The 6,381-nt window shown below is 59.0% G+C and carries 6 protein-coding genes and 1 pseudogene; 6 read left to right on the forward strand and 1 reads right to left on the reverse strand.

The genetic code is table 11. From position 1 onward, the window contains the following. The first annotated feature begins 8 nt into the window (after nt 1-8). The 6 genes from DWA01_RS20185 to DWA01_RS20210 all read left to right on the forward strand — a co-directional run bounded on the left by DWA01_RS20185 (nt 9) and on the right by DWA01_RS20210 (nt 6,016). On the forward strand, nt 9-1,919 hold the full coding sequence (locus DWA01_RS20185; RefSeq protein ID WP_114287609.1) for a bifunctional 5-dehydro-2-deoxygluconokinase/5-dehydro-2-deoxyphosphogluconate aldolase: 1,911 nt from the start codon (nt 9-11) through the stop codon (nt 1,917-1,919). Next, entirely contained in the window at nt 1,916-3,742 is a 1,827-nt protein-coding gene (gene iolD / locus DWA01_RS20190) for a 3D-(3,5/4)-trihydroxycyclohexane-1,2-dione acylhydrolase (decyclizing) (RefSeq protein ID WP_114287610.1), read from the forward strand. Before DWA01_RS20185 ends, iolD begins: the two co-directional genes overlap by 4 nt. Continuing rightward, a complete protein-coding gene (gene iolE, locus DWA01_RS20195) occupies nt 3,739-4,632 on the forward strand; it encodes a myo-inosose-2 dehydratase (protein ID WP_114287611.1) in 894 nt (297 codons plus the stop codon). Before iolD ends, iolE begins: the two co-directional genes overlap by 4 nt. A 4-nt stretch (nt 4,633-4,636) precedes the next feature. Continuing rightward, complete coding sequence (locus tag DWA01_RS20200) at nt 4,637-4,849, forward strand: hypothetical protein (protein WP_200832629.1); 213 nt, start codon at nt 4,637-4,639, stop codon at nt 4,847-4,849. Beyond that, nucleotides 4,842-5,648, forward strand: a complete 807-nt coding sequence (gene iolB, locus DWA01_RS20205) for a 5-deoxy-glucuronate isomerase (RefSeq protein ID WP_114287615.1) — start codon at nt 4,842-4,844, stop codon at nt 5,646-5,648. The genes DWA01_RS20200 and iolB overlap by 8 nt, the downstream gene beginning before the upstream one ends. A gap of 167 nt (nt 5,649-5,815) precedes the next feature. Further along, nucleotides 5,816-6,016, forward strand: a complete 201-nt coding sequence (locus DWA01_RS20210; protein WP_114287612.1) for a DUF1059 domain-containing protein — start codon at nt 5,816-5,818, stop codon at nt 6,014-6,016. Nucleotides 6,017-6,209: 193 nt separating this feature from the next. On the opposite strand, the pseudogene DWA01_RS20215 reads toward DWA01_RS20210, so the two are convergent. Further along, nucleotides 6,210-6,381: pseudogene (locus DWA01_RS20215) on the reverse strand (single-stranded DNA-binding protein); the annotation flags it as partial.

Raw genomic sequence — 6,381 nt, forward strand, 5'->3', positions numbered from 1 at the left:
ACATCAAAATGAAAACGCTTGATCTGATCACCATTGGCCGCTCTTCTGTCGATCTTTACGGCGCCCAGGTGGGCGGCCGTCTTGAAGACATGGGCTCGTTCAACAAATACCTCGGTGGTTCTCCCACCAATATCGCCGCCGGCACCGCCCGTCTGGGGCTGAAATCCGCGCTGATCACCCGGGTCGGCGATGAACATATGGGCCGGTTTGTGCGCGAACAGTTGCAGCGCGAAGGTGTCGATGTGACTGCGGTCACCACCGACCCGGAACGGCTGACAGCGCTGGTTATCCTGGGCATTCGCGACGAGAACCAGTTCCCACTGGTCTTTTATCGCGAAAACTGCGCCGATATGGCGATTACCGAAGACGATATCGATGCGGATTTCATCGCTTCGGCGCGCTGCGTCTGTGCGACTGGCACCCATCTCAGCCATCCCAAGGTCGAGGCCGCGACGCTGAAAGCGCTGAAGCTGGCCAAAGCCTCCGGCGCGCTGACCGCTCTTGATATTGATTACCGGCCCAATCTCTGGGGAGTTGCCGGTCACGGCGAAGGTGAAAGCCGCTTTGTTGAAAGCCAGGCGGTTACCGACAAACTTATGTCCACGCTGCACCTGTTTGACCTGATCGTCGGCACAGAAGAAGAATTCCACATCGCCGGCGGCTCCACCGATACAATGGAAGCGCTGCGCGCCGTGCGTGCTGTCTCTGGTGCAACGCTGGTCTGTAAACGCGGTGCGCTTGGCGCTGTTGCGTTCAGCGGTGATATCCCCGCCAGTTTAGATGACGGTCTCACCGGTGAAGGGTTCGCGATTGAAGTCTTTAATGTGCTCGGCGCCGGTGACGGTTTCATGTCTGGTCTGCTCAAGGGCTGGCTGACTGGGGAAGATTGGTCGACAGCGCTGAAATTCGCCAATGCCTGCGGCGCATTTGCCGTCAGCCGCCACGGCTGTACCCCGGCATACCCATCGATTGATGAACTTGATTTTTTCCTCGAACGTGGCGTGAAAAATCCCGCGTTGCGTAAGGACAAAGAGCTGGAACAGGTGCATTGGGCGACCAACCGCAAAGGTGACTGGTCCACAATGCGGGTGCTTGCGTTTGATCACCGGCTTCAGTTTGAAGAGATGGATGGCGCCACCGAAGCCAAAATCGGTGCGTTCAAAAACCTCTGTCTTGATGCGCTTGGAGAGGTTGCCCAGGGCCAGCCCGGATATGGTCTGCTCTGTGATTCCCGCCTCGGCCGGGGCGCGCTGTACAAAGCCGCAGGGCAGGGGCTGTGGATCGGGCATCCAGTGGAATGGCCCGGCTCGCGCCCGCTGACACTGGAACCTGAAATTGGTCCCGATTTTGGGGGCCTTTCCGAATGGCCGCGTGCACACGTGGTCAAAGTGCTGTGTTTCTATCATCCTGATGATACGGACGAGATGAAAGCAGAGCAGGAAGACACCGTTGTGCGCCTGTACCACAGCTGCCGCCGTAACAATCTGGAAATGCTGCTCGAAGTGATCCCGTCCAAGGTTGCGCCGACCAATGATGCCACCACACCGGACATTATCCAGCGTTTCTACGATCTTGGCGTCTATCCTGACTGGTGGAAACTGGAGCCGTTCAAAACCGAGGCGGCCTGGGCCGGTGCGGTGGATGCCATCACCCGCAACGATACCAACACCCGCGGTATCGTGGTACTGGGGCTTGATGCACCGGCTGCTGAACTCGAGGCCTCCTTTGCGCTGGCCGCAAAATTTGACCTCGTCAAAGGGTTTGCCGTCGGACGCACCATTTTTGGTGACGCGGCGCGTGCCTGGATGACCGGGGCCATCACCAATGAAGAAGCCATCGATCAGATGGCTGGCAAATTTGAAAAACTCTGCAATGCCTGGGACACCGCCCGCGCTGCAGTTCAGGGAGAAGACGCATGAAAACAATCCGTCTGACCGCCGCACAGGCGCTTGTCCGCTATCTCGAAAACCAGTTCAATGACGATGGCGACCGTATCATCGAAGGTGTCTGGGCCATTTTTGGCCACGGCAATGTCGCAGGCCTTGGCGAGGCGCTGTACCACGTCAAAGACAACCTGCCCACATATCGCGGCCATAATGAACAAACCATGGCTCATGCGGCGATTGCCTATGCCAAACAATCCGGGCGCAAACGGACGATGGCGGTGACGTCCTCAATCGGGCCAGGTGGCACCAATATGGTCACCGCCGCAGCGCTGGCGCATGTGAACCGGCTGCCGGTTCTGCTGATCCCGGGCGACGTCTTTGCCAGCCGGGGTCCGGATCCCGTGCTGCAGCAGATTGAAGACTTCAACGACGGCACCGTGACCGCCAATGACTGTTTCAAACCGGTCAGCCGCTATTTTGACCGCATCACCCGCCCTGAACAACTGATCACCGCTTTGCCGCGGGCGTTCCGCGCCATGACGGATCCGGCGGACTGCGGCCCGGCGACACTGGCGTTCTGCCAGGACGTGCAGGCCCAGGCCTGGGATTATCCCGCGTCGATGTTTGAGCCCAAAACCTGGTCCAGCCGCCGCCCGGAACCCGACCAGGGTGAACTGGCGCGTGCAGTGGCTCTGATCAATGCCGCGAAAAATCCGGTGATCGTTGCCGGTGGTGGCGTGCATTTCTCTGCGGCCTGTGACGCGCTGCGTGACTTTGCACAAAAACATAACGTGCCGGTGGTGGAAACCCAGGCTGGCAAATCGGTATTGAAATGGAACCACCCGATGGCCTTTGGCCCGGTCGGTGTCACCGGCTCTGACAGCGCCAACGCGGTCTGCGGTGATGCGGATCTGGTCATTGGTGTCGGCACCCGGTTCCAGGATTTCACCACCGGGTCCTGGTCGCTGTTCAAGAACCCCGAGCGCAAACTGCTGGCGCTGAACATTCAGCCCTGGGACGCCATGAAACATGATGCGGTGTCGCTGGTGGCTGATGCCCGTGTTGGCCTGGAAAAACTGTCATCCGGTCTTGGTGATTACCGCGCTGAAGACTCCGCGCCCAATCTGCAGGCCGACTGGTACGCTGAGGTGGACGCGGTCACTGCCGCGCCCAATGACGCCTCGCACCTGCCCACAGACATGCAGGTCATCGGCGCAGTTCAGCGGGCCGCCAATGAGGACACCGTGGTGATGTCTGCCGCCGGCACCATGCCGGGCGAACTGCACAAGCTGTGGAAGTCCTACAACCCCGGCGCCTATCACATGGAATACGGTTTTTCCTGCATGGGCTATGAGATTGCCGGCGCCATGGGCATCAAAATGGCGCAGCCCGGGCGCGAGGTGATCTGTTTCACCGGCGACGGCACCTATATGATGGCCAATTCAGAACTGGCGACCGCTGTGATGATGGGGATCGATTTTACTCTGATCGTCACCGACAACCGCGGCTATGGCTGTATCAACCGGCTGCAGATGGGCACCGGCGGCGCTGAGTTCAACAACATGCTGGACCACAGCCACCACGTGAATGCCTCAGCCATCGATTTTGTGAAACACACCGAATCGATGGGGGCAAAGTCGCGCAAGGTCGCCTCAGTCGCCGAGCTGGAACAGGCGCTTTCCGAGCGTACTGGCAAAGGCGTCGAAGTCATCGTTGTTGACACCGACCCGTACCCGTCCACCGAGGCCGGCGGCTCCTGGTGGGAAGTCGCGGTGCCAGAAGTGTCTGAGCGCAAAGAAGTAAGAGAAGCCCACGACAAATACGTCGTGGCCCGGAATGAACGGAATACCCAATGATCCTGTTTGGCACCAATCCCATTGCCTGGTCCAATGATGACGACCAGAGCCTCGGCGCCCATATCACGCTGGAGCAATGCCTGTCTGAAACCGCTGAAATCGGTTTTGACGGAATTGAAAAGGGCCATAAAATGCCTACCACCGGGGACGCGCTCAGCGCTGTGCTCAAACCCCACGGGTTGAAGTTCATCTCCGGCTGGCATTCCCTCAACCTGCTGACCCATTCGGTTGAGGATGAAAAACAGGCGATCCAGCCCCATCTGGACCTGCTGAAATCACAGGGCTGTAAAGTTTGCATCACCTGTGAGACCTCCAACGCCATCCACGGCGCGGACGACACAGCGGTGAACGAAAAGCCCAACCTGGCAGCGGACGCGTGGGAAAAGTTCGGCGCCGATGTCGAAGCGATTGCCGAATATTGTGCCGATCAGGGCATCACCCTGGTCTATCACCACCACATGGGCACCGTGGTCGAAACACCTGCGGAAATCGACCGTTTCATGGAGGTCACCGGCCCGGCCACAAAGCTGTTGTTTGACACCGGGCACTGCCTGTTTGGCGGTGGCGACCCAGCAGAGGTCGGCGCCCGCCACATGGCACGTACCGCCCATCTGCATGCAAAAAACGTACGCCCTGACGTGATGAAGCAGGTGCGCGACGAAGGTCTCTCCTTCCTGGAAGGTGTGCGCCGTGGTGTCTTTACCGTGCCAGGGGATGCGGAAGGCGCCGTGGATTTCCTGCCGGTGCTGAAAGTGGCAGCGGAGCATGGGTATCAGGGCTGGCTGGTGATTGAGGCCGAACAGGACCCCGACGTTCGCAACCCGTTTGAATATCAGTCTATGGGCCTGAAAGCACTGAAAGCCTTTGCCTCTGACGCTGGCCTGAGCTGAGCCAATGGCGCTTATTGACCTCGATCACCCCTGGTTCAAGCGTCGCTGGCTGCGGCTGACCGTCACCTTTGTGGCCCTGGGCTGGGGGATATTCGAGTTTCTGACCGGCGAGATCTTCTGGTCAATCCTGTTCCTGGCCATGGCCGCCTGGTGCGCCACTAAATTCTTCTTTCTGCCGCGGCAGGAAGACCCATCCGAAAGGGATGATGATGCCTGATCTGCTACGAAAACCCACTGCCACCAGTGGCAAAGTCCACGATATTACCGCTGAATCTGCTGGCTGGGGTTACGTCGGCTTTGGTCTCTATCACCTTGAGCCAGGCGATGAGGTCTCTGAAGTCACCGGTGATCGCGAAGTCATCCTGGTCATCGTCGAAGGCAAAACCGAACTGAGCGCCGCTGGCAAGGATTATGGCGAGATGGGCGACCGTATGGATGTGTTTGAAAAGACACCGCCCCATTGCCTCTATGTGCCCAACGGCACCGACTGGTCAGCCAAAGCCACCACCAGATGCACGCTGGCAGTCTGCACTGCCCCTGGTCACTCCGGCCATGAAGCCGCACAGATCGGCCCGGAGGGAATTGAGCTGACCCCACGCGGCAAAGGCCAGAACACCCGTTACATCAACAATATCGCCATGGAAGGCCGTGACGTTGCCGACAGCCTGCTGGTGACTGAAGTGTTCACTCCGAATGGCAACTGGTCCAGCTACCCCAGCCACCGCCATGACGAAGACAATTTCCCCGATATGACCTATCTGGAAGAGACCTATTACCACCGGCTCAACCCCGGTCAGGGGTTTGGCATTCAGCGCGTCTACACTGAGGACGGCGAGCTCGACGAAACCATGGCGGTGAAAAGCGGCGACGTGGTGCTGGTGCCCAAAGGCCACCACCCTTGCGGTGCGCCTTACGGCTACGAGATGTATTACCTCAACGTGATGGCCGGCCCGCTGCGCAAATGGCGCTTTAAAAATGACCCCGACCACGACTGGATCGCCCAGCGCGACGCCTGAGCAGCGCTACGGCACAGGTTACAGACGATGCCGGGGCGCTGTTGTGCAGCGCTACGGCATCGTCTGTTTAAAACGAGGTCCCAGTGCGCTGGTTTGAACCTAGCCCATGTGCCTGGATTGAGAATTTATACCCAAGCAGCTACCCTGAGATAAATCAGGAGGGAGCTATGCCAAACGCATTTTCATACGCCTGCAGGGACTGTGAAGGAATGGAGGACTGCCCGGCCAGTGTCGTGGCCGCCACCAAAGCGGAAGTCTGGAAGCTGGTTGAGCTACACGCACAGCTAGCGCACGGGGAGGACCCGACAGAGTGGGATCAGGGCACCAGGGACTACATTGCCACATTGATCACACCAGTAACTGTTTAGACCGTTTGTGCCCGGACAGCAGATCACAAGCGGTGCGCCCGTAATGGCCCTGTGACGTAAATGTGATTTTCCGCTGAGCGACCCGGGCAATCCATGGTCAGTTGCTTGTGCAAAAAAGGCCCCGGCGATTAATCGACGGGGCCTTTTGCATTGCCGCATTCCGGAATGTGTCACCACATGCCTGGTGGTTTTATCAGAACGGGATTTCATCATCTACGTCGCCCCCCTGCCCGCCGCTGCCTTGCCCTTGACCGCCGCCGCTCTCGCCCTGCCCGCCGCCGTAGCCGCCGCCATCACCTGCGCCGCGCGTGTCCAGCATCGTCAGGGTTGAACCAAAGCCCTGCAGCACCACTTCGGTGCTGCAA

The organism is Candidatus Halocynthiibacter alkanivorans (assembly GCF_003333265.1).
Taxonomy (GTDB): Bacteria; Pseudomonadota; Alphaproteobacteria; order Rhodobacterales; family Rhodobacteraceae; genus Halocyntiibacter_A; species Halocyntiibacter_A alkanivorans.